We start from the raw sequence: 25,244 nt of genomic DNA, 5'->3' as shown, positions 1-25,244 counted from the left end.
ATGACAGGACGGCCTGAAGTTCAACCCTGCCATCGGTTTTGGTGTCATGCCGTTGGCTTTTCTCGAAGGAAAAAGGCACATGCTTGAACACGCAAAACAAAGAACGACTGAGCTTCAGAGCCGCATGAAGGATGCAGGCATTCAAAAGGCAGTGTTTACGGATGAAAGCTCAATGGCCTATCTGGCAGGTTTCTGGGGTTACCTGGGGATCGAGTTCGGGCGCCCAACGATGTTGGTGGTGGACGCGGATGACTCGCCTGTCGTCATCACACCGCTGATGGAGTCGGAGATGGTCGGTGCGATGACATGGGTCGAAGACGTGCGCACCTGGGAAGATATCGGACAACGCACATGGGGCCGCGCGCTGGCCGGTGCTTTGGGCGAGAGCCCATCCGAGATCTGGGTTGAAAAGGGTTCGATCCCTGCAATTGTCCGCAATCATCTGGACGAGACTTATCCGGGTGTTCCTCTCAAGGATATCTCTCCGGTATTGGGCGCGATGCGGACCATCAAGTCACCTTTCGAAATAGAAGTGATGAAACAGGCTGGAGAGATCGCTGGTGCGATGATGCTTGCGGCGCACAATTCCTTGAAAGAAGGCGCACAGGAATACGAGAGCGCGCTGGCGGTAATTGATGCAGGTTCGCGCAAGGCGGCCACTTTCTTGACTGACAAAGGTTGGGACAGCTTCGTCTCCCCTATGATCCACAACCTGCAGATTGTTCAAAGCGGCAAGAATACCTCGATGGTGCATGGTCGTGCCGGTGTGAAAGCATATGAAAAGTTTGATCCCGTCTATTTCTGCTTCTGCAACATGGCGCAGTTCAAACAGTACAAGCTGGGCTTTGACCGTATGTTCCACATCGGTGAAGTGAAAGACCTGGACCGCGAGGTGCAGCAGGCTGCGATTGACGCACAGCAAGCCGCGATCCACGCGATCCGCCCGGGCGTTCTGGCCGAAGACGTCGCTGCAGCCGCCAACGAAGTCTATCAAGAGCGTGGTTTTGAAACCGGCTACCGTACCGGTCGATCCATCGGTGTTGCATATCTGGAAGCGCCGGAGCTCAAAGCCGGAGACAAGACAGTTCTGCAGCCGGGCATGACCTTTGCGGTCGACGGCGGCATTTCGGTCGATGGTGTCACTGCAGGTCGGATTGGTGACTCGGTGGTCGTGACGGAAACCGGGTTTGACTACATCACCAACTTTCCGCGTGAGATCCTGCTTAGTAAATAGGCCTACAGACGGTGGTATCGGTCAGGGCAGCAGATTGCCAAATGGTTGAACTATCGCAACTGTGACGCACGAGTGCGGCGCGCGTCTTGGCGCGCCGGAGGATTCATCGGAACCTGCGTGGATGGGTAACATGCAAAAACTGAAAAAAGAGACTCTGAAAGGTATCTGCAACCAGATGGCCTCACACGACTGGAGCGATGCGGAAATAGACGAACTTGTAGACCCGAAACTGGGCATCATTACCGGATTTCAGGAGTTGCTGGACGAGTTGGAGGTCCTTCGCAAGATCGACCTTGGCACAATACCTCCGGCCCTGACTGTTCAGAAGCGATAGACAGATGACAAATGAAATAGCATTTGACACTGTCCGCGGTCTGAAATCCAGGCTCGATGCCGGTGACATAACGCCAACTGAACTCGTCGCGGTTTTTGCCGAGCGGATTGCAAGGCACAATGACCGATCCAAAGCCTTTATCACCGTGACAGATAAATCTGCGCGCCAGGTGGCCGAAACCCTCACGCGCGACGATCTGGAGCGGTCGCGTTTTGCGGGTATTCCATACGCATCCAAAGATCTTTTCGACATCGAAGGTGTTCTGACATCAGCGGGATCGCGCGTGTTTCATGACAGAATTGCATCGGAGGACGCCTTTGTCATCGCCCGTACGCGAGAGGCAAACGCGCTGAGCCTGGGCAAGACCAATCTTCATGAGTTTGCTTACGGCGCAACCGGCGAGAATGAGGTCTATGGAACTTGCGTGAACGCCTATGACCCAAGCCGACTGGCCGGAGGATCATCCAGCGGATCAGCGGCAGCTGTGGCCTTCGGCTTGGTCCCTGCCAGCCTAGGTACGGACACTGGCGGATCGGTGCGTGCTCCAGCAGCGCTGAACGGGCTAGTCGGACTGAAGCCAACCATTGGCCGAGTGCCGACGACGGGTGTGGTGCCGTATTGCTGGACGTTAGACCATGTGGGCATCATGACTCGGGACATCACAGATTGCGCTGATTTACTCGGGATCATTGCGGGCTACGATCCACGCGATCCGGGTTCGCAAAACCTTGCGGTCGAAGACTATGCCGCAGCGCTCGATGGCGATATCTCTGGGTCGCGCATCGGCATTCCCACAAATTTCTATTTCGAGCGAACTGATCCGGAAATCTTGACAGCATTGGAAGATGTCAAACGCTTTGTGACTGCGAAGGGCGCGGCCTTGGTCCCCGTGACCTTTCCGGATCTCGAATATAGCCGCGCCGTGTCTCTCGCCGTTCAGATGCCGGAAGCTCTGAGCGCGCATTCGGCCTATTTGCAAGACCGGGGTGAGCTTTATGGGCAGGACTTTCGCGCCGGATTGGCGCTGGGACAGACGCTCCTGGCGGAACACTACATTCGGGCCAAGCGCTTCGTAGAACTCTATCGGCAAGAGACCAACGCGTTGTTTGATGAGGTCGACCTGATCCTGACGCCGGCGACGCCGGAAATTGCGCAAAAGCTGGGAACTGTGAAGACAACCCGTGACGGTGTGGAAGAAGCAGTTGGCAATGCCATCACGCGCTTTACCACCTTCTTCAACATGTCCGGCCATCCTGCGCTGACGATGCCCTGTGCAATGCACTCGGAAGGATTGCCGATAGGGTTGCAGCTGGTTGGCAGGTATTTCGAAGAAAGCACAGTTCTTCGTGCCGCCTTTGCCATTGAAAACGACGGGGCGTTCACAATCCCGCGCCCGAATGTAGACGGCTAAGGATGAAACTTCGAACCTTTATTGTCGATGCTTTTTCCGACCGTACGCTTAGCGGAAACCCTGCTGGCGTTTGCCCACTGCATCAATGGCTGCCTGTACAGGTCATGCAATCCATCGCGAGTGAGCTGAACCAATCTGAAACGGTGTTTTTTGTTCCTCGCGCAATTGCGCGCAATCGCGCAGGGCATGCCGAATTCGACATACGTTGGTTCACCCCAACGCGCGAGGTGGATATGATCGGGCACGCGACCCTAGCGGCCGCTCACATCGTGTTTTCCAATCTCGAGGTCCGGTTGGAGGTGGTCACCTTCCATTCCAAGTCCGCCCGGATGACCGTTCGACGTGGGGAAAACGGATTGCGTCTGGATATGCCCGCACTTGTGCCAGAGGTGGTCGATGCCCCCACGGGTCTGATCGAAGCACTGGGGAAGAAGCCTTCAGCTTTATTGGCTGCAAAGCACTATCTGGCTGTTTTTGAGAGCGAAAATGATATTCTGAGCTGTGCTCCGGAATTTGCTGCTCTGGCAAAACTACCATTGCCCGCAGTGATCATATCGGCGCAAGGGACAGGGGAATTTGATTTCGTTTCACGGTTCTTTGCCCCGGCAAATGGTGTGCCAGAAGATTCCGTATCAGGCGTTTCACATTGCTGTTTGACGCCATACTGGTCTCGGAGACTGGAGAAAAAACATTTGTTGGCTCGTCAGCTTTCTGCGCGAGGCGGAGTCATTGCTTGTGAAGCGGATGGCAACCGCGTCATCCTTGAAGGCGTTGCTGTTACTTCGTTGGAGGGTTTTTTGTTCGCTCAATAGAGCGACTGCCAACCGACCCTGGGCGCCAAACGGACCGCAGAGGCTCTTAGGCACGTTTCTGCCGCGCTGATCGTGCTGGATGGCTTGCGACTTTTGGTGGTTTTGACATATAAGCCGAGATAACCTCTGGGGGGGATATAGAAAGGCCGCAGAGGCACTGACAACGTGAGAGCAGTTCAAAGATATACGCAGAATGCGATGGCAGCTTTACTCTGCCTGTCTTTGATCTTTTGGTCGCTTCAGCCAAACGTGGGCCATGCTCCGACAGTGATTGAAACCGTGCAGGAGCATTTGCAGATCATTGCAGAGCACGGGCATACCCATGGCTTTGAAGAAGATTTGTTGTGGGCGATGCACGGGCACAGTCATGATGGTGCAGATCACGACCACAGCCAAATGGTCATACCGGAACCGGAAAATGCGCTGTCACTAGCCTCGCTTTCTGATGACAGGGCGTTCGACCGAGTGCCGGACGGCCCAACCAAGAACTACGGTATAGACCGACCTCCGCGCATGTGACGTCGCCCCATTCGGGGTTTTCGACATCACATAACAACGGAGAACATCCATGAATCTAATCTCACGGGGTCTGGACAGGCGCGCGACGCTCCTGCTGGCCCTCATTATAACCAATCTGGCACTGAGTAGTCTCAGGTACTGGCTCATAACGTCACGGAAGGCGATGCGGGCTATATCCAGGAAATTTGGGGCGTGAACATCATTCCCTTCATGTATCTTGGCGCCAAACACATGGTCACAGGCTACGATCACATCCTATTCCTGCTTGGCGTTGTGTTCTTTCTCTACCGAGCCAAAGATGTCGGCATCTATGTCAGCCTCTTTGCGATCGGTCACTCGACAACAATGCTGTTGGGCGTTTGGTTCGGCTGGGGCGTAAACGCATATATCGTCGACGCCATTATCGGCCTTTCGGTTGTCTACAAGGCGCTCGACAATCTTGGTGCGTTCCAGCGCTGGTTGGGGTTTCAGCCGAATACCAAAGTCGCGACGCTTATCTTTGGCCTGTTCCACGGCATGGGTCTGGCGACCAAAATCCTCGACTACGATATCGCTCCGGAAGGGCTTCTTGCCAATCTGTTGGCGTTCAACGTGGGTGTGGAACTTGGCCAGCTTACGGCCCTTGCGATCATCCTTATCGTTATGGGGTTCTGGCGCAAAAGCCCTTACTTCTTCCAGCAAGCTTACAGCGTAAACGTCATCATGATGACCCTCGGGTTCATTCTGATGGGCTATCAGATGACCAGCTATTTTGTTGCCGCGTAACGGAGTTCAGAAAATGTTCAACACAGAAAGACCAAGTCTTGAAGAACTGCCAAGCTCGGCTCAGCTTATCCGCTCGACCGTCATTGCAGGTGCGTCTGCCGTCGCGATCCTTGTCACGGTGGTTCTGCCAGCCGAATACGGGATCGACCCGACCGGCGTTGGCCGCGTGCTCGGGCTGCAAGAGATGGGCGAGATTAAATCGCAACTTGCAGACGAGGCCGAAGCAGACCGCAAACTCGAAAGCCAGGATCAGTCGAGCTTGCTGAACGACGTCCTTGGCCTCTTTGTTGGGTCGGCTCATGCGCAAGAGGCCGAGGTCTGGCAGGATGAAACCAGCTTTATACTGACGCCCGGAGAGTCGACTGAATGGAAGCTGGTCATGGAAGAAGGCGCGACGGTTGAGTACCGTATGGTCGTTACAGGCGGTCGGGTGAACTTCGACCTGCATGGTCACGGTGGCGGTCAGTCGATCACCTATGAAAAGGGGCGTGGATCGACCGGTGCCGAAGGCACCATCGAAGCGGCCTTTGCCGGTGAACATGGTTGGTTCTGGCGCAACCGAGACTCTGGTGACGTATCAGTGATGGTTCAAGTCCGCGGGGACTACAGCGAGGTCGTCGATTAAACGAAGCATTCGTCGCGCAGGTTTTCTGCGCGGCGGATCATTTAGGCGAAGGGAGGTTTCGGGCCTTTAGTACCGCATCATGTCAACACGCTGTCCACGCCCGTCTTGGCGCCGTGCGGCGACGCGGTAGGACACTGTCGCCACTTTGCTCATCTATTGGCTATATGTCTCGCGCCCAATGTTCACCTCACAGGCCAAGCCCCCCAGGCGCTTCGATATTCCAAGTTCCAGCGTTCCACCGTAGGCGGCCAATAAATCAACGGAAATCGGCAGCCCCAACCCTGTTCCTTTTACAGAGGTATCGAGTCGACCGCCGGAACGCAGGACCTCAAGCCGGGCCTCCTCTGGGATTCCGGGGCCGTCGTCCTCGACGCGAAGTTCGATGCCTCTTTCCGTTCGCCTCGCGGTGATTTGGAATGTCGTCCGGCTCCACTTGAGGGCATTGTCGAGGAGGTTTCCGATCACTTCCTCGATGTCTTGGGGGTCCATGCGAACGTGAAGACCAGTCTCGCAATTCGAAACAAGCGTCTTCCCCTCGCGTTCGGCCATCACCGAGAACAACCGGGACAGTCGTTCCACCGAATTCGAAAGATCTGTCCTGGAATGCGTTAACTCTCCGGTGTTTGATGCGCGCATGCGCGCAAGTGAACGGCTAAGCTGGGCGTCAATTCGGGTTAGGGCTTCTTCCGCAGGTTCCGTATGTGCGCCGGCGTCTGCGAGTTCTGCCAATTCGTTTCGCAAGATGGCCGTCGGTGTCTTGAGGGCATGTGCCAGATCCGCTGCTTGCCTTCGCGAACCTGAGACAATCTCGCGGTTTCGATGCAGAAGTTTGTTGAGATCTTCCACCAGGGGAGAAACCTCCTCCGGGTAGTCTTCGGGAGCCAACTCATCGCCTCGATCCCAACGATGAGCGACATCGGCGCGCAATTTCCGGAGCGGGCCAACAATGGCGGACATCAACAAAAGAGAGCTTGCCACTCCGATCAACCCAACTAATCCGAAAACCGGGAGCAGGTATCTTTGTGCAGCGCTGCGTTCGTTGATCAGTTCGCTCCTGCTTTCGGCGACAGTTACGCCCCACTCCGTTCCATCTTCGAATGTGATCTTTTGATAGACGCTACGAATGGCTTCGCTATCTGGACCGGAGGTGTTCCAAATGATTGTTTCGTCATTTCCGCGCGGAGGCTCGGCGATCGTTTCATCGAAGAGTGAAGCGGATGTATAGATGGCGCCGGTACTGTCCGTTACTTGCCAATACCGCCCCGAATATGGCGTGCTATAGGCCGGGTCGAATACCAACTGCCGCAGGGTTTCAGGGTCATCCGTGGTGGCGCTGAGGCCAACAACAACCTGCGTGTGCCGGTCTTGTAGCGTTGCGTCGAACTGCTCCAGAACGCGCGTATTGATGTAGGAAAACACCATCAGCGTACCGACCCCTACGGACAGCGCTCCCGAAGCGATACCTCCGAGTAATGCCCGTTGGCGCAACGAGAGCATTAGGCGGAGTCAATCATATAGCCGCGACCCCGGACGGTTGTGATCAAATCGGAGCCCAGTTTCTTGCGCAGGCGGGTCACAAATACTGCAATCGTGTTGGAATCTCGGTCGCCGTCATATTCGTAGATGTGTTCAGACAACTCAGTACGCGACACCATGCGACCGATGTTGTGCGCCAGATAGGTCAGAACAGCGATCTCCTGCGCGGTCAAATCGACAGGTATGCCCCCAACGGTGACCCGACCATTCCGCGTATCCAGAGAAACCTCTCCCATTTCTATCACGGGGTTCAACTGACCGCTCTGACGTCGCAAGATGGCCCGTACCCGCGCCGCCAATTCAGGCATGTGAAACGGTTTGGTCATATAGTCATCCGCGCCAGCATCCAGACCGTCGACGCGTTCGCTCCAGCCATCTCTGGCCGTCAGGATCAAGACCGGGGTTTTGACACCCGCGCTGCGCCATTCGCGCAGGACCGAAATGCCGTCACGCTCAGGCAGGCCGATGTCGAGGATGATCATGTCGTACGGTTCAGTCGACCCCAGATGCAGGGCATCTGTACCATTGTGGGCCACGTCGACCACGCGACCTTCCGCACCCAATAGCTTTTTGACTTGCTCACAAAGCTGGGGTTCGTCTTCAGCAAGGAGTATTCGCATATCCAGAGACTACAGCTAAATCAGCGCGATCTTAACTCTAATTTTTTCCACCGCCATTGCCGCCGCCGTTGCCACCGCCATTGCCGCCGCCGTTGCCACCGCCATTGCCGCCGCCGTTGCCACCGCCATTGCCGCCGCCGTTGCCACCGCCGTTGCCACCGCCATTGCCGTTTCCATTTCCACCGCCGTTGCCGTTGCCGCCAGCATTGCTTCGGCCCGCACTGTTCCCACGGGTGGCAGAGGCGCTCTGACCGTTGTTGCTTTGGGATTTGGTCGAATTGCGTGCGGCTTCGGAAATCTCGCGCCCGGTACTTGAGCGGTTCGAGACGACTGTGCCGGTTTCGGCGTTCACGATCACGCTTACGATCTTTCCGCCCGGCTTTTTGACCAGAATACGATAGTAGATCTTGTCTGTTTTGAATGCGCGCGCATCAACAGGGGTTCCGCCGTATGCTTTCTTCACGCCTTTGATGACACGGTTCAGCCGTATTGCACTGCCTGACAACGTTGCCATACGCAGTTCAGACTGTTTGAGTTCGCGTGCATCTGCCGCCGCTTGTCCCCCGGACAAGGCGGTTAGCAAAGCTGCAACCAGAAAAAACGCTTTGGCCTGCATAACACCCTCAAACACCTTCATCGAAGACTACTAGGCCAGACATGAACCGATGATGAACAAGCAGTTAGCCCTGCGTTCAAGCGACCTCAAGTTAAATCAGTGGCAAGGGCTTTGATTCGGCTGCGAGTCATACTGCCGAAACACTGTGGTCAACCTCAGCACGCTGATTGCCGTTGCTGAAGGTTTTGAGGAGATTGAAAATGAAAACCACCAAGTGCGGACTGCTAAAAGCTTCGACGATCGCGATTGCCTTGTTGGGGTCCACGGCCATTGTAGCCACCGTCGCAGCTCCTGATTTTGCTTATGCCAAACCAGGCAACGGTAATGGTGGCGGCAATGGCGGTGGAAACGGTGGTGGTAACGGCGGCGGCAACGGCAATGGCGGCGGAAACGGCAACAGCGGCGGCAATGGCGGAGGCAATGGAAACGGCGGCGGGAATGGCAACGGCGCTCAGGGAGATCGCGGAGACAACAGCTCGGCTGGAAATGGTAGCCGTGGCAACGGGGCCGACAAAAGCCGTGGCGGCACCAGAGTCGGGATATTCGGACAAGGGAAAACAAAGTCTCAGTCTGCTCGGTCAGGTACGAAAAAAGGCGGAGGGTTCTCTCTGAAAGATCTGTTCAACGGGAATGGCAAAACCCGCCAAACGACAACCGTTCGAACGCAAAAGGCCAAGGTGCAAAGAACGGTTCGTCAGACTGTCATTGTAGAAGAGTCCAAGCGCCCTGTTTCCCGCACCAAAGGTAATCGTATGGCTGCGCTGCTTGGTGCACATCCGTCCGAGTTGGGTGCCCTGAACGCGGCCAATGCAAGTCCAACGGCCCTCGCCAATGCTGCGCCCAATTCACGGGTTGGCAGAATTGCCACGTACCGCGACACTGTGCTGGCCGGAGAACCCTTGCGTGAGGAACTGGAAGAACAGTTGGAGTTTCTCGAGGGACTGGAAGAGCCAGATCGTACAGTTCAAGAAATCGAGGATGACTTGGAAGTCGCATTGGGTGAGGTTCAAACCAATCGGGACACAGTCGCAGAGCTTGAACAGGCTTTGGAGGACGCGGGCGGTAGCGACCCGGATATCGAAGCACAGCTAGAAGAGGCCCAAGTTGAATTGGACGCTTCGATCGATGAAGCTCAGACTTTGAATGACGAGAGACAGGCAGCCATTGAATACAATGAAGCCGTTGAAGAGGTGGAAGAGCTGACAGAACTTGTTGAAGAGCAAGATCTGGCTGAACGTGAGGCCCTGGAAGCCGCTGCCAACAAGCCTGTCACCGATGCGGTTGAGGAACAGGTCAAAGCGCTGCTGGGACTGTGACCTGAGGCTTACTGGCCATCGCCCGCTTCCACTTCAGGATGAACTGAAGGCTGTAGCGCCGGCGAGCCTTTCGGATACCAAGTTGGCAGGTCGACCTAGTCGGCCTGCTAGGCGCAAACTCTTGATGATTGCGATGCGCAACAAGAAAATCCCGCCCCAATTTGGGGCGGGATTTGTGTTACAATTCCCATGTTTAGGACGATAATCGAGAATTGTCGGGGGGGTCAGCTGATTTGTCTTCAGACGTTCTGGTGAGCCTCGGATAGCCGCTTGTTTTTTATGATCTCTGTCAGTGCGTTTTCAATAGGAGGGAAGCGGCTATTGCTCGAATTCATTGTGGTTTGCAGGCGCTCTTCAGCAGATTCGCTAGAGGTCCTCATCGCAATTTCAGTGCTGCGATCTTCAGTCATAAAGGCAGGCTTGACCATTTTGTTCCCCTTGTTTTCGTCAAACGATGTACGTCTCGTTCGATCCAACTTAGTCAGTATGCCTAAAGTTGTTTGAACCCACTGCGAATACACTGTTCACGTTCGGTTAATGTTGTTTACGAAATAAGAACAAACGAATTGTCCGGCCGTGCGCTCCTTCAATTACCCCATTCCAACTTTGCGGTTTGAAAGGTCGTTAGCTGAGGCTGTCGTGCCAACGAACCATCGCGTCATAGTGGGAGACTTCAGCGGTAAGCCAGTCTCCGCCTATTGCATTGGCCAAATCCCGACGGGGATCATAAATGGAAGACGCAGTTAAAGGAGGCAAAAGGATGAAAACGGCTCTAGCAATCACAGCGACGGTGTTCGTAATGCAAACCGGGTCGGTTGCGAGTGCGAGTTTTGACATCCAGTCTCTTGATCTGAGACAGACTGTTGGGTCGCACAATGCTATGCAGCCTGTTCTCGTGAAATCAAAAGCAGGACATTGTCCACCGGGCTTGGCCAAAAAAGCAGTTCCGTGCGTCCCCCCCGGACAAGTCAAACGATACCGAGCTGGGGATTACATCTACGATGGCTATGTGCGCATCAACGATCCCTACAGATATGGTCTGAAAAGAAACGGTTACTATGTGCGGGCCGGAAACTATGTCTACGAGGTAGATCGACGAACGAACGAAGTGCTGAACTTGATCGGTGCAATAGCGGATATTCTCAACTGACGGCCAAATGGCGTAAAAAGAAAACTGGGGAGAATCGGCTGATCCGTAGGCCGTCACGTGCGGCCTTTTCCTGCCATGGGCCAACAACCTCAATTGCTACAATGCGACCCGCCAAAACTGACATTCGTTACAACCGCAAGATTGTGGAGTAGGTTGCGGACGCGGACTAAGCCGTCCTTCGATGTCTGGCAGTGAGCAATTTTGTTGCGCTTTATTGCCAGCAACTAAACCGAGGGAAAGCGCAGTAACGGGCACTACCTGCAGTCGCCGACCTGCAGGCAAAGACGTCGCGATCATTCTGCAAAGACAGTACTTTTTCTGATCCGTTGCATTCCATGACGCGTAGTCACTCAATGAATGACTTGGGTGAGGTGTACGGATTTGCAAGTCGTCTGGTTCAAGCGAGATCTCCGTGTTTTGGATCATGCGACCTTGGCACATGCGGCCAGGGTTGGTCCCGTGCTGCCGCTCTATGTTGTTGAACCCGAGTTTTGGCTGCAGCCCGATGCCTCAGAACGACAATGGAGCTTTGTTTCTGAGACACTTGCGGAATTGCGTGAGGCAACTGCTCAGTTGGGACAGCCACTGGTCGTTCGTATCGGAACAGTGATTGAGACACTTACGGAACTGAAAAAACAGGGATTTCTGGAGGCCTTATGGTCACACGAGGAGACGGGGAACGATTGGACCTATCGCAGGGATCGAGATGTCGCGGCTTGGTGTCGTGACGCAGGTGTCCCTTGGCATGAGATTCAAAACCACGGCGTTATCCGCCGACTGAAATCCCGAGACGGCTGGGCGAACCATTGGGACGCGCAGATGTCGCGACCAACAGAAAAGGCGCCGCAGCTTGCACCCTTGTCCATTGAGCTTGGTGCGCTCCCAAGCAGCAAAGATCTTGGCCTCGCAGGGGCCGTATGTACGGGTCGGCAAATGGGCGGGCGTCAAGTGGGGCTGGGGCTTTTGAACAGCTTTCTGAGCAACAGGAGCATTGACTACCAGCGTGCAATGTCCAGTCCCTTGAGTGGTGCGACGGCATGTTCGCGGCTGTCTCCCTATATTGCGTGGGGCGCGATCTCTGTTCGCGAAATTGCGCAACAGACGGAAAATGCGCGGCGCACGCTTCCCGTGGGCGCAGGGAAATGGCAGAAATCGATGCGATCCTTTTCAGCGCGTTTGCACTGGCATTGTCATTTCATTCAAAAGTTGGAGGACGAACCGCAAATAGAGTTCGAAAACCTTCACCCGCTCTATGATGGCTTGCGCCCCAAGAAACCGGATGCGGTGCTTCTACAAGCATGGTCAACAGGTGAGACAGGGTATCCTTTCTTGGACGCCTGCATGCGATCTCTGCGCGCGACAGGTTGGTTGAATTTCCGCATGCGGGCAATGGTGATGGCAGTCGCAAGCTATCATTTGTGGCTCCATTGGCGCTCGCCGGGCCTGCATCTGGCCAGGATGTTCACCGACTATGAGCCCGGTATCCATTGGAGTCAGGTCCAGATGCAATCTGGCACAACCGGCATCAACACCATCCGTATTTACAACCCCGTCAAACAAGGCCTGGATCAGGATCCGAACGGCATATTCATTCGTCGGTGGGTGCCGGAACTGGCAGAGATACCGGATGCACATCTGCATGATCCATGGAATGCGGATAACGCAGCTGCGGTTCTTGGCCGAAAATACCCAATGCGCGTCTTTGACCATCTGGCGGCGGCAAAGGCTGCGCGAGAAAAAGTGTGGGCGGTGAGGCGCGGGCCGGAATTTCGCGATCGAGCGCACGCAATCGCCACCAAACACGCAAGCCGAAAGGCTGAACGCTCTCGTAAAAGAAAAGCCAAAACACCGCGGAATGTGGCTCAACTTGACCTACCGTTCGGAGACCTCAAGTGAAAATGCGCAAGAAGGCGGATTTACCGCAAAAGATCTGTCCAGTCTGCCAACGTCCCTTCGTGTGGCGCAAGAAATGGGAGAAGGTCTGGGATGACGTCAAATACTGCTCGAAACGCTGCAAGGCTGCCGCATGACTTTGGAATTTCGTGTGGTGGATAACGCTTTTGCACAGCTGAGGTTCGAATCTACGCGCGCCGCAGGATTGAGGCGTTTGGAGCAATTCGTGCCCCGCACTGGACGCGACTATGCGCAAAGCCGAAATTATGACTTTGGCCCCGACCGACGCGGCAATGTATCTACTCTCTCACCCTGGCTGCGACACCGCTTGATAACTGAGGAAGAGGTTCTTTCACGCGTTCTGTCCGCACATGGTGAAATGGTTGCCGACAAGTTCATTCACGAAGTGTTTTGGCGCACGTATTTCAAAGGCTGGTTGGAGCAACGGCCAAGTGTTTGGTTTAGCTACCAAAGAAACTTGGTAGCGCAAGTGGAGCGTTTGGAAGCCGATACAACGTTGAATGCGGCGTATCGGGATGCTGTGTCAGGCCGCACAGGTATCGAGTGTTTTGATTTCTGGATGCGCGAGTTAAGCGCAACGGGATATCTCCATAACCACGTAAGGATGTGGGTGGCCTCCATTTGGATTTTCACGCTCAGACTCCCTTGGGAACTGGGCGCAGATGTCTTCATGCGCCACCTTGTCGACGGCGATCCGGCGTCAAATACCCTGAGTTGGCGTTGGGTGGCGGGTCTCCACACAAAGGGAAAAACCTATCTCGCGCGCGCCGACAATATCGCGAAATACACCGATGGACGGTTTCAGCCCCAAGGCTTGGCCAACGTCGCTGAGCCACTGGTTGAAGCAACAGATCATCCGCGCATCGAAATCCGCCCGCAGTCAGAAAAACCCCTCTCAAAGCCGTATCTGCTGCTGGTGACAGAGGAAGACATGTCCGCAGCAGATGCCGTCTCGTTGCGCCCCGCAAGCGTGGTCGGCCTAACGGCTACACATGGTCGTTCGCCGGGTCCGGTCGGTGACTTGCCGTCTGCTTTTGTCAAACAAGCAATGAATAGCGCACTCTCGCCGTTCGGAGAGATTGGACAAGTCAAGGACGATTGGTCCGAGCCCCTGATCAAGGCGGCTCATACAAATAAAGTTGATACGATTGTCACAGCCTATTGTCCTATCGGTCCGACACGGGTGCGCTTGGACCGTGCCGTACCAAAGCTGAACGAGGCCGGCATTGATCTGCGTCGTATCTGGCGCCCTTACGATGCGCACGCGTGGCCACACGCCAGAGCAGGGTTCTTTGGCTTCAAGAAGAAGATCCCGTCCATAATGCAGGTCCTGAATCTGACCCGCTAGCCGTGTAAACAAAACCGGGAAAACGCCGTGACATACGCCGCAATTGTGCTTCCAAATCAAATTTTTGCAGAACACCCCGCATTTGAATTGCCGTTGCAAAAGGTGATCTTGTTCGAAGATCCGTTGTTCTTCGGAGACCCGCAGTATCCCGCCAAAATGCACAAGCAGAAGCTCTGGCTCCATAGGGCGAGCATGGCTCGATATCGCCAAGAGCTCGAGATCAAGGGCTTTGATGTGGACCTCTTTAAGTATGAGCCCTCGACCAAAGCGTGCCTGCATTTGTTCGAGCGGCTTTCTCTGGATCAGATTTCTCGGGTCGCGATGGCTGATCCCGTAGATTCAGTCGTGGAAAAGCGTTTGAGTGAGGCATCGCAAGCAACAGGAATTGCGATCGAATTCCTTCCTTCGCCCGGCTTTCTGAACACACGTGCCAGCAATCAGGCCTGGTCTGCCGGCCGAAAACGTTGGTTTATGGCGGAATATTACAAAAGCCAGCGACGCCGATTGAACATTTTGCTTGAGAACGATATGCCATTGGGCGGCCAGTGGAGTTTCGACGAAGACAATCGCAAAAAGGTTCCAAAAGCCCTGCTACAAAGCTTGCCTTGGATCGACTGGCCGCAGCACGACAGTGTGGACCAAGCGGCGAAAGACAATGTTCTGTCTGAATTTCCCGACGCGCGCGGACATCTCGATACCCTTTATTATCCAACTTCGCACGCGGCTGCACTGGCGTGGCTTCACCAGTTTTTGGAACGGCGTTTCGACCGGTTCGGTGACTTTGAGGATGCGATTGTTGAGGGCGAAAGCTGGCTTTGGCATGCTGTCCTCACACCTGCATTGAACATTGGCTTGATCACGCCAAGGCAAGTCATTGACGCGACTCTGAACCATGCCCAGCGCAAGAAGACGCCCCTCAACTCTGTAGAGGGGTTTATCCGTCAGATCATAGGTTGGAGAGAGTTCATGCGCGCCACCTATGAAGATTTGGGCGTACGTATGCGCACAACCAATCATTGGCGTCACAACCGACCAATGCCTTCCTCCTTCTATGACGGCACAACAGGGATAGACCCGATTGACGATACGATCAGACGGATCCTGCAGACTGGCTACTGTCACCACATCGAAAGGCTGATGGTACTCGGCGGGTTTATGTTCTTGTGTGAAATCAAGCCAGACGACGTCTACCTGTGGTTCATGGAAATGTTCGTGGACAGCTACGATTGGGTCATGGTTCCAAATGTTTATGCAATGAGTCAAAACGCGGATGGGGGGCTGATCACGACCAAGCCTTATTTTTCCGGATCAAACTACATTCGGAAGATGAGCCATTGGGGCAAAGGCGAATGGGCCGAGATTTGGGACGGCTTGTATTGGCGCTTCATTTTCAAACATAGAGACACGCTTTCAAAAAATCCGCGTTGGGCCATGATGTGTCGCACAGGCGATAGGATGTCGCTGGAAACAAAAGAGAAGCATCTGGAAAAGGCCAACTCTTTTCTGGCCGAATTGAACTGAGTGCAACTACGGTTCCGCTCAATAAGGGTTAGGGAAGTTTACGCCCATTGCGTGTCACGATTAGTGTCGCTTTGCCTATGTGGTGGCATAGTCGGTAACCGCTGCTCGGCAACCAACTTGCCAGATTGTGGACAGCCAAGCGGAAAACGCTTCTGCAAACCGCGTGTTGCCAGCTAGCTCACCATAATACTGGCTTTGCTCGATCCACAATTTCGCATCGGCCTTGGAGGCCCGAGCAGTGTTTTGCAAATGCTCCCATTGGGGGTCGTTTGGCGCGATCTCCGAGCCATCTTCACGAACGCCTGCGCACATCCGGCACCAGAAGGCTTCGGCCAGTGCCAAACCAGTCAGAGAACGGCCGGAAGCAATGGCATCGCGCAACGAAGGCAGCAAGAACCCGGGATGTCGTGAAGACCCGTCAAATGCCACGCGACGTGTCGTGTCGCGGATGGTGCTGTTTGCAAATCGCTTTTCAACCAATCCAAGATATTCAGTTGGCGTGGTGCCAGGAACGGCTTCGACATAGGGCAAGATCTCTTCTGTCTGAACCTTCTTGAAAAACGCTACGATGTCCGGATCCTGCATGCAGTCTGAAATCGTCGGTACGTTCAGAATTTCCCCAATATTGGCAAGCAGCTGATGACCTCCGTTCAGGATGCGCAGCTTCATCATTTCATATCCGTGAACATCGTGTGTCATCGTGACCCCAGCCTGTTCGAGGGGCGGTCGCCCGGCACAGAAGTCATCCTCGACGACCCATTGACGAAAATTCTCATGCGAGACCGGAGCGCGATCGTCGATTCCAAGCGCCCGACATTGCGAAATGACCTGCTCGGTCGTCGCGGGCACGATGCAATCCACCATCGAGTTCGGGAATGCGCCCTTTTGGGCGATCCAATCCGCCAGCTCCGTGTCGACCAGACGTGCCAAACCAACAATGCAGGTTTTTAGTATTGCGCCGTTGCCCTGAAGATTGTCGCAGCTAAGCGCCGTAAACGGTTCCAATCCATTCTCACGTCTTTGCCTGTATGACTCGACCATCGCACCGAAAACTGTGCGTGGCTCATGCGGGTTCTTCGCGTCGTACCTTATGTCTTCATGATCCAAGTTGAACACGCCGGTGTTGGCATCCAGAAAATAGCCGCCCTCGGTTACAGTCAGGGACACAATTCTGATAGACGGATCAGCCATCCGGCGGATGAGTGCTGCGTTACCTGCCTCAATCGGCAGATAGTCGATCATCGGGCCTATGACCTCTGCGGATATTCCTTGTGGATCCAACTCGATCAACGTGGTCAGGCAATCCTGCGCCAACAGCCTCTCACGCATCTCAGCGTCGTAGCTGCGCACTCCGGCTCCGATAATGCCCCAATCGTAGGCTTGGCCCTGCTGCAAGAGCTGATGAATGTACCACGCCTGGTGGGCGCGGTGGAAATTTCCAAGACCGATATGAACAATGCCCGGCGTCAGCTCCGAACGCTTATAGTTAGGGGTGCCGACAGTCGCTGGGAGGTCTGCAAGCCTGTCTTGCCGCAGCTGGATCAGAGGGTTTGAGTGTGCCACAGGGTTCATCAGCTCATCCAATTTCCACCGTCGACATTGTAGGTTTGTGCAACGATGTATTTTGCCTCGTCCGAGGCGAGAAACACTGCCATGCCCGTCAGGTCTTCGGCCCGGCCCATGCGGCCATAGGGAACGGCAGCGGCCACTTCGCGTTTCTTCTGTCCCGGCAGTTTACCTTCGTGTTTGGCAAAGAACGCATCGACGCCGTCCCAGTGTTCGCCGTCCACCACACCTGGCGCGATCGCGTTCACGTTGATCCCGTGCGCGATCAGGTTCAAGCCCGCAGATTGGGTCAGGGAAATGATCGCGGCCTTGCTGGCACAATAGACGGCGACCAGCGGTTCACCGCGCCGCCCGGCTTGCGACGCCATATTGATGATCCGGCCTTTGGTGCCATGTGCGATCATATGGCGCGCGACGGCTTGCATGGTGAACAAGGCACCGGCAACGTTGATGTCAAAGACGCGCTCATAGTCGACGCGCTCAATCTCGACAATCGGGGCGGCTGTGAAGATCGCGGCGTTGTTGACCAGGATGTCAATTGGGCCGAAATGCGATGCCGTGCGGGCGACGGCGTCGTCGATACTCTGCTGGTTTGTCACGTCCATTTCGACAGCCAGAGCGGACGCGCCGATCTCGGCTGCGGCCTGTTTAGCGCGTTCGATGTCGATATCCGCGATGGCAACGCGTGCGCCTTCCGCGACATAGGATTTGGCAAAGGCCAGCCCGATGCCGCGCGCGGCACCGGTGATCAGAGCGATTTTGCCATTCAGACGGGTCATTCGATCCGCAGTCCTTTTTCATCGAAGCGGTGGATGACGTCGGCCCGTGGCGTCAGGTGAATACGATCCCCGTGACGGAACCCAACCTCGCCATCGGCGCGAACCGTGATCGTTTCGGCCAGTCCGGTGTCGTGGACATGGAAGAAGGTGTCTGAACCCAAATGCTCCGAGACGCTGACAACCCCGGACCACTCGCCCTCGGTTTCCGAAACAGCGATATGTTCCGGGCGGATGCCGATGGTTTTCGCGCCATGTTTTGCGGCCTCTTCACCCTCGATGAAGTTCATTTTGGGGGAGCCGATGAAGCCCGCAACAAACAAGTTACGAGGTGTACGATAAAGCTCCAGCGGGCTGCCGACCTGTTCGATCACTCCGGCCTGAAGGACGACGATCTTGTCAGCCATGGTCATGGCTTCGACCTGATCGTGGGTCACGTAGATCATAGTGGTCGCTAGACGCTCATGCAGCTCGCTGATCTCAAGCCGCATGCCAACGCGTAGTGCCGCGTCGAGGTTGGATAGAGGTTCGTCGAACAGAAACGCCGCAGGTTCGCGCACGATTGCGCGCCCGATGGCGACCCGCTGGCGTTGGCCGCCGGACAGCTGGCCGGGGCGACGGTCGAGATAATCGGTCAGGTTTAGGACGCTGGCGGCACCTTCGACCCGCTTATCGATCTCAGCCTGATCCAGCTTCGCCATCCGAAGAGGAAAGGCGATGTTCTTGCGCACGGTCATATGGGGGTAGAGCGCATAGGACTGGAAAACCATCGCCAGCCCTCGTTTCGCGGGAGGGACATCGGTGGCATCCGCGCCGTCGATGTCGATAGAGCCCGAGGTGATATCCTCTAACCCTGCGATCAGACGCAGCAGGGTGGACTTACCGCAGCCCGAGGGGCCGACGAAGACGGTGAACTCGCCATCTTCGATGGTCAGGTCCAGCGGTGGAATGACCTGCACGTCGCCGAAGCTTTTGGTCACGGACTTGAGTTGAATACGTCCCATGTGTCGTTTCCTTATTTCACAGCGCCGAAGGTCAGGCCGCGGACAAGTTGTTTCTGGCTGAACCAGCCAAGGATCAGGATTGGTGCAATCGCCATGGTCGAGGCCGCGCTGAGCTTGGCAAAGAACAGGCCTTCGGGGCTGGAGTAGCTGGCGATGAACGCTGTTAGCGGAGCCGCGTCGACGGCAGTGAGGTTGAGGGTCCAGAACGCCTCGTTCCAAGCCAGAATGAAGTTCAGCAGCACGGTCGAAGCGATGCCGGGGATGGCCATTGGCGTCAGGACGTAGAGAATTTCTTCTTTCAATGTCGCCCCGTCCATCCGTGCAGCTTCCAGAATTTCACCCGGAATTTCGCGGAAATAGGTGTACAGCATCCAGACGATGATCGGCAGGTTGATGAGCATCAGGACGACGACCAGCCCTCCGCGCGTATCCAGCAGGCCCAACCGAATGAACAGCAGGTAGATTGGGTAGAGAACGCCGACCGCAGGCAACATCTTGGTCGACAGCATCCAAAGCAGAATGTCCTTGGTGCGCTTGGACGGAACGAAGGCCATCGCCCATGCGGCGGGGACGGCGATGATGACGCCCAGAATGGTCGAGCCCCCGGCTATGATGACCGAATTCCATAGGAACCGCATATAGTCGGACCGTTCCTGCACGATGGCGTAGTTTTCCAGCGTCCAGTTGAAGTTCAGGAACAACGGTGGGCTGGCGATTGCCTGCGCCTCGGTCTTGAAGCTGGTCAGGATGGTCCAGAGTATCGGGAAAAAGATCAGCAAACCAACGGCCCAGGCGAGGGCGGTATTCAGCGATTTGCGGCGGGTTGTGACAGCGCGGGCCATGATCTTACCTCCTCACGCGTCCAGGTTCTTGCCGACGATGCGCATCAGGAAGATCGCAACGATGTTGGCTAAGATGATTGCGTAGACACCTCCGGCTGATCCGAGGCCAACGTTCTGGCTCTCCAGCACGCGCTGGAAGATCAGGTAGGTGAGTGTACGGGTGCCGAATGCGCCGCCGGTGGTCACGAAAATCTCAGCGAAGATCGACAAAAGGAAGATTGTCTGGATCAGGATCACGATGGTGATCGCGCGGCTCAGATGCGGCAGGATGATGTGGTAGAACCGCTTCAGGACCGGCGCGCCGTCCATCTCAGCCGCTTCCAACTGCTCACTGTCCAGCGATTGGATCGCGGTCAACAGGATCAGCGTCGCGAATGGCAGCCACTGCCAAGATACGATCATGATGATCGAGGTCATAGACGCCTCGGACAGCCACGAGATCGGCTCGGCCCCGAAAAAGCGCCACAGATGGGCCAACAGGCCGTTTACCGGATCCATGAACATGTTCTTCCAGACCAATGCAGACACGGTTGGCATGACGAAGAAGGGTGCGATCACGAGGATGCGGACAACACCTTGGCCCCACATCGGTTGGTCCAGAAGCATCGCCAGAAGGATGCCCAGGATAACGGTGATGACCAGAACCCCTCCGACGATCACAAGCGTTGCCTGAACCGCGGGCCAGAAGGAACTGGACGATACGAACCGGACGTAGTTGTCGAAGCCGACCCAGCCCAGATCCCCACCGCGCAGGGGCAGATATTTCTTGAAGGAAAAATACAGCGTCATCGTCAGGGGCACGAGCATCCAGCCAAGTAGCAGGACCACTGCGGGTGCCATCATCAGGCGCGCGACGGATCGGGAGTGTTGAGTAGCCATTACGCAAACCCTCTCTGTTCAGGCGTAGCTTAGCCTGCGAGAAAAATGTGGGTTGTGGAAGGGGTGAGCGGGGGGCAGCTCTTTGCCCGCCCGCGTGGGAGGATGCCTCAGTACCCTGCGGCTTCCATTTCTTCGGCGGTGAAGGCCTGAGCTTTGGCCAGCGCCTCATCCACCGTTTGTTGTCCGGCATAGACTGCCGAGAATTCCTGGCTCACCTGAGTGGCAATGCCAGCAAATTCGGGGATCGCGACAAACTGGATGCCGGTATAGGGCGTCGGTTGTGCGCAGCAGTTCTGCGGATCAGCCGCAAGGATCGATTCCAGCGTCATTTTCGCGAACGGAACATCCACGTAGTTCGGATTCTCGTACAGCGAGGTTCGCGCGCCCGGCGGGACGTTGGCCCAGCCTTCGTTTTCAGCCACCAGTTCGATGTAGTCCTTTGAGGTCGCCCATTCGATGAACTGCTTGGCGGCGTCTTCCTGTTGTGTACCCGCAGGGATCGCCAATGCCCATGCCCACAACCAGTTGGCGCGCTTGTCCACGCCTTCCGAATTCGGAGCCAGAGCAAAGCCGACCTTGTCCGCAACAGTCGAGTCATCCGGATTAGTCACGAAGGACGCGGCAACCGTTGCATCGATCCACATGCCGCATTTGCCTTGCTGGAACAGCGACAGGTTTTCGTTGAACCCATTGGTCGCGTAACCGGCCGGGCCGGATTCATTCATCATGTCTACAAAGAAGGTCAGCGCTTCTTTCCACTCGGGCTGATCGAACTGGGGTTTCCAGTCCTCATCAAACCAACGCGCGCCGAATGAGTTTCCGGTCACAGTGATAAAGGCACCGCCTTCACCCCAACCGGCCTTTCCGCGCAGGCAGATACCGTTGATGTCATTGTCCCGGTCGGTCATGGCCGCTGCCGCTTCGCGGATGAACTGCCATGTGGGGGCTTCGGGCATTTCTAGACCAGCCTTTTCCATCAGATCGGTGCGGTACATGATCATCGAGCTTTCGCCATAGAACGGAGCAGCGTATAGCGTGCCTTCGTGGCTCAGACCGCCAGCCATCGCAGGCAGAAGATCGTCAACGTCATATTCTTCTGACATCCCGTCGAGCGGAACTAGCCAGCCATTTGCGCCCCAAATCGGGGTCTCGTACATACCAATGGTCATGATGTCGAACTGACCACCTTTTGTGGTGATATCAGTGGTCACGCGCTGGCGCAGTACGTTTTCTTCCAGCGTCACCCACTCGACGTCGATACCCGTCGCTTCGGTGAATTTGTCAGTGTAGCCCTGCATCCGGATCATGTCGCCGTTGTTTACTGTGGCGATCGTGATGGATTGTGCGTGGGCCGCGGCCGTCGCGACGAACGTCAAAGCTGTCGCCGCACGAAGTGCGTGTTTCAAGTACATCCCTGTCCTCCCTGAGCTTGGATGCTGTGCAGAAAGACTAGTTCAAGATTTGTCGCGGCGTCAATAGAAACTTTACGCGCGTTAATTTTTGGCGCTATGCGGATTCCCTGAGAACCAATCGTGCCGGGAACAGGGTTTCTGTCCGCTTCTCAAATTTCCCACCGTTTTCAATAAGTTCGAAAAGCGTTTCGACACTTCGGGCCGCCACATTGTCATAGTCATGCGCCGCGGTTGTCAGTGAGGGGCATGTGAACTTTGCAAAGGGATGATCGTCGTTCGAGGCCACACGCAGCGTACAATCGGCTTTCCGCCCGACGCGAATCCCCTGCTCAAAACACGCTGCCAGAAAGCCGATCGCCAATCGGTCATTGCTGCACAAAACCGAATCCGTGCGTAACTTGCGTTCATCCAAAACCTTGAGCGCACCCAGTCGACCAATCTCCTCAAAGGCCCAGCCAGCGCCTTCGATTTTGATCACATGCGGCTCAAAACCCAAACGCTCCATCACCTCGACATAGGCCTTCCGCCGTTTGTTGGCGTTGGGGTTTGCAGGTGTCCGCATTTCGAAGAACGAGGGCGGCTCGCCAGTGCGGGTCATGTATTCCACGGTCTGAGACACAAAGCTGAAATTGTCGGAACCGATAAACGCCGCGCCCAAACCGTCGAGGTTGCTGTCGAAAAGAACTGTTGGCACACTGGCGCAGAATTTCTCGATCGCCGACTTGTCAGAGATACGCCCCAAAGGCGCCAACAACACGCCCGCAGGTTTCAGGGACTGTAAACCGTCCAGGATTTCGTTTTCCAGCTTTTGTTCACCGTGAGCGCTGAAAAGAAACGGACGATACCCGGCTGCGATACAGCTTTGTTCAAGATACCGAGCGATTTCAGCAAAGAACGGATCAGCCAGATAGGGTACGACAATGCCGATATTCTTGGTCAGTTTACGGTTCTGGTTCACCGCATAGATGTTCGGGCGATAGTCAAACCGCTCCAGCGCCTCTTCGATGCGCGCCCTCGTCGTTGGGCGAACGCTATCGGGGTCGTGGAAGTATTTGGACACCGTGGGCCGCGATATTCCGCTGAGCGCCGCGAACTCTTCCATATTCTTGATTTTGGTCATGCCAGTCTGCCTGCGGATCACAGCCGCTTTGATCTTATCTTACTTTTACATATTCTTTGCGCGCGCTAAAAAGATCAATAGCCAGGCAAGTTCTGTTTGTTTCCGTGGGCACAGGGTTTGAATGTATCTCGTGATTGATACCAGGACATCGGCGGTCAAGCTTGTTTGATCGAATTTTCGCGACGTCCTCAATGGGGACTACAACGTCTCCGCAACACCCCGGCTGGTCAGAGCAGCACCCAAACCTTTGGTGGAAGGCGACGCTTGATGAGTTGAACCAGCTTTCAGGGCCAATCGCACTATCAGTGCGATCGAATGACCTTGTTTCAGTCATTTTCTTTAGGCACGTGGGTCGGTTTTCTACCATCGTAGATAAACGCGTTTCAAACGCATTCGATCTGCTCGCATGTTTGCAGGAATTGGAACTCAGGGCTTTTGCAACGCAGGCAACCGGCATAACGTTCCTTTTTTTGATGAAATTGGCGACGAGTTGCAGATCTACGTGACGGAGAACCGAATTGAATTTCGGCAGCGAGCCCAAAGCAGATAACTTGAACGTCAGGGTCTTTGAAGATTTGCACTCGATTTTGCGACTTGCGATTTCGATGTGCCCTGCTAGCAATAAACTATGAAAAAGTGGATAATCTCAAATATTAGTTTTAGTTGCAGTATCGTCATTTATGGCGGGTCAGAAGTTTCACCAGTTTATGTACGATGATATTTGTTTGGACAAGGGTGGTGGGCGAAACCCGGGCGACTTTCCGATCTGCGTAGTTGAATAGCTCAACGACAGCTAAGTCCGCATAGCTGACAACTGTCCAAAAGGCTCCACTCTTTCTATTGAGACGGAACGGCTTGCCGTTTGGGCCAATATTGCGCGATGGACTGTTCTGATATGTCCCAGAAATCTCGCATCGAAGAGTGCGGCTGAAAAGCTGGTCAGAGGTGTCAAACGAAAGACACCCAAGCAGTACTTAGCTGAGGAGGAAATCAGGACTATATTTCGACCGACCTCGGTGGACAGACAAGTACTGCCACCCTGTGCTGCTGCTAAGTCGCAGAAAGCCTGTATTCCTTCTGATCGAAAGAGTTTTGCGAAGCTGGGAAGAACCGTATGGCGGGTGACACGGTCAATGAGGCTATCACGTCGGAAGTCAACGAGCGGCTATCCGAAGTTCCGACCCAGATGCGCGGCGTATGCCGCTTTTGCAATGGGCCTTTGAAGCAGGCAGAGCGTCCGAGCCTGCCTGCTTCTCTGCGTATTCAAGCGCGACTATGCGTCGGAGCGCAGGATGACGGGCGTGATCCGCGTGCCTTCGCCCTGAACATAGGCCATCTGAATGATCAACTCGGCCAGAGGTTCCAGATACCGTGCGCTCAGCATGGCCCCGCTATCGACCGGGTCATAATTGATGGCACGCACCAACTCGGCCACCGTTTCTTTTGCCCCAGCATCGTCCCCGGCAAGGAACACCTGAGGGCGGATGCCGCCATAGGTTGGATCCGAGTCAACGACATCAGCAAAGATCGCGTTGAAGGCCTTGACGACCGGAACGCCCGGCAGCTTCGCCTGGCAGACCTCGCCTGCGGACGTGGAATGCCCCAGGGTCAAAGCCATGTAGTCATCGGTCAGGGGGTTGGTGCAGTCGACCACCAACTTGCCTTCCAGTGACCCCAGAGCGTCCAATGTATCGTCCAGCGCCGTGAATGGGACGGCGATGAACACAACCTCGGCGTGTTGAACCAGATCGGCTGCAAGGCCACCTTTTATACCATGTCGGTCCGCGGCCTCGGCCCCCCGTCCGGCATCTCGCGAGCCTATATGAACCACATGATCCGTTGCAGAAAACCGGCGCGCAAGCGCGTTGGCGACATTGCCAGTTCCGACGATAAGCAAATTTCTTGAGTTGGGCACGACGACGTT

At 55.3% G+C, this 25,244-nt stretch carries 25 protein-coding genes; 13 read left to right on the top strand and 12 right to left on the bottom strand.

Features of this window, described 5'->3' with window-relative positions:
• Positions 1 to 79 precede the first annotated feature (79 nt).
• The 7 genes from ACRZ95_RS09010 (at position 80) to ACRZ95_RS08980 (ending at position 5,700) form a co-directional block, all read left to right on the top strand.
• The gene (locus ACRZ95_RS09010) at positions 80 to 1,234 is read left to right on the top strand and encodes a M24 family metallopeptidase (RefSeq protein ID WP_170678177.1); all 1,155 of its coding nucleotides are present in this window, start codon (positions 80 to 82) and stop codon (positions 1,232 to 1,234) included.
• Positions 1,235 to 1,364: 130 nt separating this feature from the next.
• The gene (locus ACRZ95_RS09005) at positions 1,365 to 1,568 is read left to right on the top strand and encodes a hypothetical protein (RefSeq protein WP_170678175.1); all 204 of its coding nucleotides are present in this window, start codon (positions 1,365 to 1,367) and stop codon (positions 1,566 to 1,568) included.
• 4 nt (positions 1,569 to 1,572) lie between these two features.
• A complete protein-coding gene (locus tag ACRZ95_RS09000; protein WP_170678173.1) occupies positions 1,573 to 2,979 on the top strand; it encodes an amidase in 1,407 nt (468 codons plus the stop codon).
• Positions 2,980 to 2,981: 2 nt separating this feature from the next.
• Complete coding sequence (locus tag ACRZ95_RS08995; protein ID WP_170678171.1) at positions 2,982 to 3,791, top strand: PhzF family phenazine biosynthesis protein; 810 nt, start codon at positions 2,982 to 2,984, stop codon at positions 3,789 to 3,791.
• A 198-nt stretch (positions 3,792 to 3,989) separates the two neighbouring features.
• Positions 3,990 to 4,310, top strand: a complete 321-nt coding sequence (locus tag ACRZ95_RS08990; protein WP_170678169.1) for a hypothetical protein — start codon at positions 3,990 to 3,992, stop codon at positions 4,308 to 4,310.
• Between the two features lie 192 nt (positions 4,311 to 4,502).
• Positions 4,503 to 5,075, top strand: a complete 573-nt coding sequence (locus ACRZ95_RS08985; protein ID WP_480554827.1) for a HupE/UreJ family protein — start codon at positions 4,503 to 4,505, stop codon at positions 5,073 to 5,075.
• A gap of 13 nt (positions 5,076 to 5,088) precedes the next feature.
• Positions 5,089 to 5,700 carry a transmembrane anchor protein gene (locus tag ACRZ95_RS08980; protein WP_170666236.1) on the top strand — a complete coding sequence of 204 codons (612 nt, stop codon included), beginning with the start codon at positions 5,089 to 5,091 and terminating at the stop codon, positions 5,698 to 5,700.
• 153 nt (positions 5,701 to 5,853) lie between these two features.
• On the opposite strand, the gene ACRZ95_RS08975 is transcribed toward ACRZ95_RS08980, so the two are convergent.
• The 3 genes from ACRZ95_RS08975 to ACRZ95_RS08965 all read right to left on the bottom strand — a co-directional run bounded on the left by ACRZ95_RS08975 (position 5,854) and on the right by ACRZ95_RS08965 (position 8,493).
• The gene (locus ACRZ95_RS08975; protein ID WP_170678167.1) at positions 5,854 to 7,122 is read right to left on the bottom strand and encodes a sensor histidine kinase; all 1,269 of its coding nucleotides are present in this window, start codon (positions 7,120 to 7,122) and stop codon (positions 5,854 to 5,856) included.
• A gap of 74 nt (positions 7,123 to 7,196) precedes the next feature.
• A complete protein-coding gene (locus tag ACRZ95_RS08970; RefSeq protein ID WP_170642565.1) occupies positions 7,197 to 7,856 on the bottom strand; it encodes a response regulator transcription factor in 660 nt (219 codons plus the stop codon).
• Positions 7,857 to 7,893: 37 nt separating this feature from the next.
• Positions 7,894 to 8,493, bottom strand: a complete 600-nt coding sequence (locus ACRZ95_RS08965; RefSeq protein ID WP_480554824.1) for a PepSY domain-containing protein — start codon at positions 8,491 to 8,493, stop codon at positions 7,894 to 7,896.
• Positions 8,494 to 8,672: 179 nt separating this feature from the next.
• Between ACRZ95_RS08965 and ACRZ95_RS08960 the strand changes: the two genes are divergently transcribed.
• Positions 8,673 to 9,788, top strand: coding sequence for a hypothetical protein (locus tag ACRZ95_RS08960; protein WP_170677866.1), 1,116 nt, complete (start codon positions 8,673 to 8,675; stop codon positions 9,786 to 9,788).
• Positions 9,789 to 10,027: 239 nt separating this feature from the next.
• Here the strand turns inward: ACRZ95_RS08960 and ACRZ95_RS08955 are convergent, their stop codons facing one another.
• Positions 10,028 to 10,216, bottom strand: coding sequence for a hypothetical protein (locus tag ACRZ95_RS08955; protein ID WP_170375770.1), 189 nt, complete (start codon positions 10,214 to 10,216; stop codon positions 10,028 to 10,030).
• Between the two features lie 302 nt (positions 10,217 to 10,518).
• Between ACRZ95_RS08955 and ACRZ95_RS08950 the strand changes: the two genes are divergently transcribed.
• The 5 genes from ACRZ95_RS08950 (at position 10,519) to ACRZ95_RS08930 (ending at position 15,721) form a co-directional block, all read left to right on the top strand.
• Entirely contained in the window at positions 10,519 to 10,938 is a 420-nt protein-coding gene (locus tag ACRZ95_RS08950) for a hypothetical protein (protein WP_480554822.1), read from the top strand.
• Between the two features lie 357 nt (positions 10,939 to 11,295).
• Complete coding sequence (locus ACRZ95_RS08945) at positions 11,296 to 12,834, top strand: FAD-binding domain-containing protein (RefSeq protein WP_170678163.1); 1,539 nt, start codon at positions 11,296 to 11,298, stop codon at positions 12,832 to 12,834.
• A gap of 2 nt (positions 12,835 to 12,836) precedes the next feature.
• On the top strand, positions 12,837 to 12,968 hold the full coding sequence (locus ACRZ95_RS08940; RefSeq protein ID WP_170552600.1) for a DUF2256 domain-containing protein: 132 nt from the start codon (positions 12,837 to 12,839) through the stop codon (positions 12,966 to 12,968).
• Between the two features lie 242 nt (positions 12,969 to 13,210).
• Entirely contained in the window at positions 13,211 to 14,200 is a 990-nt protein-coding gene (locus tag ACRZ95_RS08935) for an FAD-binding domain-containing protein (RefSeq protein ID WP_480554820.1), read from the top strand.
• 27 nt (positions 14,201 to 14,227) lie between these two features.
• Positions 14,228 to 15,721: a cryptochrome/photolyase family protein gene (locus ACRZ95_RS08930; RefSeq protein WP_170678159.1), complete on the top strand. Its 1,494-nt coding sequence runs from the start codon at positions 14,228 to 14,230 to the stop codon at positions 15,719 to 15,721.
• A gap of 75 nt (positions 15,722 to 15,796) precedes the next feature.
• Here the strand turns inward: ACRZ95_RS08930 and ACRZ95_RS08925 are convergent, their stop codons facing one another.
• From ACRZ95_RS08925 to ACRZ95_RS08890, 8 genes are all read right to left on the bottom strand, one after another.
• Positions 15,797 to 17,293 carry a mannitol dehydrogenase family protein gene (locus ACRZ95_RS08925; protein WP_170678157.1) on the bottom strand — a complete coding sequence of 499 codons (1,497 nt, stop codon included), beginning with the start codon at positions 17,291 to 17,293 and terminating at the stop codon, positions 15,797 to 15,799.
• A complete protein-coding gene (locus ACRZ95_RS08920; protein ID WP_170678155.1) occupies positions 17,293 to 18,066 on the bottom strand; it encodes an L-iditol 2-dehydrogenase in 774 nt (257 codons plus the stop codon). Before ACRZ95_RS08920 ends, ACRZ95_RS08925 begins: the two co-directional genes overlap by 1 nt.
• Positions 18,063 to 19,067: an ABC transporter ATP-binding protein gene (locus ACRZ95_RS08915; protein WP_170375758.1), complete on the bottom strand. Its 1,005-nt coding sequence runs from the start codon at positions 19,065 to 19,067 to the stop codon at positions 18,063 to 18,065. Before ACRZ95_RS08915 ends, ACRZ95_RS08920 begins: the two co-directional genes overlap by 4 nt.
• A gap of 11 nt (positions 19,068 to 19,078) precedes the next feature.
• A complete protein-coding gene (locus ACRZ95_RS08910; protein WP_068333782.1) occupies positions 19,079 to 19,909 on the bottom strand; it encodes a carbohydrate ABC transporter permease in 831 nt (276 codons plus the stop codon).
• 12 nt (positions 19,910 to 19,921) lie between these two features.
• The gene (locus ACRZ95_RS08905) at positions 19,922 to 20,788 is read right to left on the bottom strand and encodes a carbohydrate ABC transporter permease (RefSeq protein ID WP_170375757.1); all 867 of its coding nucleotides are present in this window, start codon (positions 20,786 to 20,788) and stop codon (positions 19,922 to 19,924) included.
• A gap of 107 nt (positions 20,789 to 20,895) precedes the next feature.
• A complete protein-coding gene (locus ACRZ95_RS08900; RefSeq protein WP_170678153.1) occupies positions 20,896 to 22,200 on the bottom strand; it encodes an ABC transporter substrate-binding protein in 1,305 nt (434 codons plus the stop codon).
• Positions 22,201 to 22,294: 94 nt separating this feature from the next.
• Positions 22,295 to 23,320: a LacI family DNA-binding transcriptional regulator gene (locus tag ACRZ95_RS08895; RefSeq protein WP_170678151.1), complete on the bottom strand. Its 1,026-nt coding sequence runs from the start codon at positions 23,318 to 23,320 to the stop codon at positions 22,295 to 22,297.
• Positions 23,321 to 24,593: 1,273 nt separating this feature from the next.
• Positions 24,594 to 25,235, bottom strand: a complete 642-nt coding sequence (locus tag ACRZ95_RS08890) for an NADPH-dependent F420 reductase (protein ID WP_480554817.1) — start codon at positions 25,233 to 25,235, stop codon at positions 24,594 to 24,596.
• Positions 25,236 to 25,244 lie beyond the last annotated feature (9 nt).

The sequence above is a fragment of the Ruegeria sp. AI3 genome, from assembly GCF_056541245.1.
The sequence above is the reverse complement of the archived record's forward strand: the minus strand, read 5'-3'. Positions and strand labels throughout refer to the sequence as shown.

Excerpts from the sequence above, each read along its gene's own strand:
- ACRZ95_RS09010 (WP_170678177.1), top strand. The coding sequence starts at position 80 with ATGCTTGAACACGCAAAACAAAGAACGACTGAGCTTCAGAGCCGCATG.
- ACRZ95_RS09005 (WP_170678175.1), top strand. The coding sequence starts at position 1,365 with ATGCAAAAACTGAAAAAAGAGACTCTGAAAGGTATCTGCAACCAGATG.
- ACRZ95_RS09000 (WP_170678173.1), top strand. The coding sequence starts at position 1,573 with ATGACAAATGAAATAGCATTTGACACTGTCCGCGGTCTGAAATCCAGG.
- ACRZ95_RS08995 (WP_170678171.1), top strand. The coding sequence starts at position 2,982 with ATGAAACTTCGAACCTTTATTGTCGATGCTTTTTCCGACCGTACGCTT.
- ACRZ95_RS08990 (WP_170678169.1), top strand. The coding sequence starts at position 3,990 with ATGGCAGCTTTACTCTGCCTGTCTTTGATCTTTTGGTCGCTTCAGCCA.
- ACRZ95_RS08980 (WP_170666236.1), top strand. The coding sequence starts at position 5,089 with ATGTTCAACACAGAAAGACCAAGTCTTGAAGAACTGCCAAGCTCGGCT.
- ACRZ95_RS08975 (WP_170678167.1), bottom strand. The coding sequence starts at position 7,122 with ATGGTGTTTTCCTACATCAATACGCGCGTTCTGGAGCAGTTCGACGCA.
- ACRZ95_RS08970 (WP_170642565.1), bottom strand. The coding sequence starts at position 7,856 with ATGCGAATACTCCTTGCTGAAGACGAACCCCAGCTTTGTGAGCAAGTC.
- ACRZ95_RS08965 (WP_480554824.1), bottom strand. The coding sequence starts at position 8,493 with ATGAAGGTGTTTGAGGGTGTTATGCAGGCCAAAGCGTTTTTTCTGGTT.
- ACRZ95_RS08960 (WP_170677866.1), top strand. The coding sequence starts at position 8,673 with ATGAAAACCACCAAGTGCGGACTGCTAAAAGCTTCGACGATCGCGATT.
- ACRZ95_RS08955 (WP_170375770.1), bottom strand. The coding sequence starts at position 10,216 with ATGGTCAAGCCTGCCTTTATGACTGAAGATCGCAGCACTGAAATTGCG.
- ACRZ95_RS08950 (WP_480554822.1), top strand. The coding sequence starts at position 10,519 with ATGGAAGACGCAGTTAAAGGAGGCAAAAGGATGAAAACGGCTCTAGCA.
- ACRZ95_RS08945 (WP_170678163.1), top strand. The coding sequence starts at position 11,296 with ATGACTTGGGTGAGGTGTACGGATTTGCAAGTCGTCTGGTTCAAGCGA.
- ACRZ95_RS08940 (WP_170552600.1), top strand. The coding sequence starts at position 12,837 with ATGCGCAAGAAGGCGGATTTACCGCAAAAGATCTGTCCAGTCTGCCAA.
- ACRZ95_RS08935 (WP_480554820.1), top strand. The coding sequence starts at position 13,211 with ATGGTTGCCGACAAGTTCATTCACGAAGTGTTTTGGCGCACGTATTTC.
- ACRZ95_RS08925 (WP_170678157.1), bottom strand. The coding sequence starts at position 17,293 with ATGAACCCTGTGGCACACTCAAACCCTCTGATCCAGCTGCGGCAAGAC.
- ACRZ95_RS08920 (WP_170678155.1), bottom strand. The coding sequence starts at position 18,066 with ATGACCCGTCTGAATGGCAAAATCGCTCTGATCACCGGTGCCGCGCGC.
- ACRZ95_RS08915 (WP_170375758.1), bottom strand. The coding sequence starts at position 19,067 with ATGGGACGTATTCAACTCAAGTCCGTGACCAAAAGCTTCGGCGACGTG.
- ACRZ95_RS08910 (WP_068333782.1), bottom strand. The coding sequence starts at position 19,909 with ATGGCCCGCGCTGTCACAACCCGCCGCAAATCGCTGAATACCGCCCTC.
- ACRZ95_RS08905 (WP_170375757.1), bottom strand. The coding sequence starts at position 20,788 with ATGGCTACTCAACACTCCCGATCCGTCGCGCGCCTGATGATGGCACCC.
- ACRZ95_RS08900 (WP_170678153.1), bottom strand. The coding sequence starts at position 22,200 with ATGTACTTGAAACACGCACTTCGTGCGGCGACAGCTTTGACGTTCGTC.
- ACRZ95_RS08895 (WP_170678151.1), bottom strand. The coding sequence starts at position 23,320 with ATGACCAAAATCAAGAATATGGAAGAGTTCGCGGCGCTCAGCGGAATA.